The 1482-nt window shown below is 69.9% G+C and carries 1 protein-coding gene; it reads left to right on the forward strand.

Going from position 1 to position 1482, the window contains the following annotated elements; genetic code table 11:
* Positions 1–116 precede the first annotated feature (116 nt).
* Positions 117–326, forward strand: coding sequence for a helix-turn-helix domain-containing protein (locus tag AC13HU_RS37035; RefSeq protein WP_483046391.1), 210 nt, complete (start codon positions 117–119; stop codon positions 324–326).
* Positions 327–1482 lie beyond the last annotated feature (1156 nt).

Genomic DNA, 1482 nt, shown 5'->3' on the forward strand with positions numbered 1-1482 from the left:
CCGCCGACCGCCCGCGCCAGCGGCGGCCGGTGAGGCCCGCCCTGGTCAACGCCGGCGTCGTCGCCGCCCGCCCAGTAGCCGTCCACGCCCGGTAACGCGAAGGAGGAGCCGCCGACATGCTGGGACGCCGCGTCCACGTCACTGGGCCGGCCCGGCTCAAGCTCGGGGCCCAGCTGAAGAAGGCGTACCGCGCGGGGGCCTCGATCCGGACCCTCGCCGACGGCTGCGGGCGCTCGTATGGGTTCGTGCACCGCGTGCTCACCGAGGCCGGCACCGCCATGCGCAGCCGCGGCGGCCCGAACGCCCGCCACCGCCCCGCGCGCTGACAGGTCTTGCCGGCGGCGACGTCGCGGCTATCGCAGAGTCGACCCCTGTGGATGCTGGCCGCGCTGCGCCGGCCCGGCCGCTCGCCCGCGACCGTGCTGCGGCACACCGCCATCGAACTGGAGGACCTGCGGGAGCTGGCTGCCGCGGCTCGCCGGCCCGCGACCGCGGCCGCCCTGGCTGGCGCCCCGGATTCGGGCGCCGCCGGCTACGCGACCGTGCTGCAGCGCCTGTTGGGGGCCGATCCGGCCCGGCCGAGGCCGTGCTCGCCGCTCGCGCCTTCAGCCACACCCCGCCCGCGCCCGCCGATCTGCACGTCCCGGACTCGGCGGAGTACGCCGGCCGTCCTGGACCGGCTGCACGCACTCGTCCCCGGCCGGCCGCCTGTCCAGCCGGAGCTCGGCCCGCGCCACCCCCTTTCCCCGCCGGCGCGGCCGTGGCCGTGGCCGTCCTTGCTCTTAGCCGCGCCGATGAGAGCGCTCTCAGGCACAGCGGAAAGAAGGCCCCCAACCAGAAGTCCATCACGTCATGAGGATCGCACGCCTCCCTAGGAAACCTTGCCCCTCCGATGAGACCCACCAACCCCGAGGGAGTAATTCCAGACGGATAGAGAACACAGAATACATTTCACGAACAGCCCCATACTGTAACGCGGGACAGAAACTAAGAAGGGGAACCCGGCCCGAAGAAAACCGAGCACCGCCCCCTTTATCCAGCGTTTCCAAGCTGCTACAATTCTCCTAGTGGTGCAGACCACTAGCCGGTACAGAAAATTACAAGGTGTCACGGTTACAGACTTGCGCGGTACATAGTTGGGTGACATACTCAGGTACACAAACCGCCGCCAAGAGACCTCCCCGACCGGCCCCGGAGAGGACCAGCCGTCGCTCGGCCGGCCTCCCGCACGACATCAGCCCAAGAGACGGAACATGAAATGCCAGGTCAGAAAGGCATGTTGACCGTGGACACCAGTGCGGACCCCACCCTCTCGCTCCGCACCATCTCTCCAAATATGTAACGCACGCATTCGGCAGCTCCCGCTCGCCGCCCTGTGCCCAGGGACTCAAGGGGGCGATCGGGTCCGCGGACCACCACGTGACGTTCACTCGGCCGCCCGTCGTCTCCACCGTGACCCCTTCGGGCTCGGGGACGCTCCAG

This window comes from Streptomyces sp. NH27, assembly GCF_056859195.1.

Excerpts from the sequence above, each read along its gene's own strand:
- AC13HU_RS37035 (WP_483046391.1), top strand. The coding sequence starts at position 117 with ATGCTGGGACGCCGCGTCCACGTCACTGGGCCGGCCCGGCTCAAGCTC.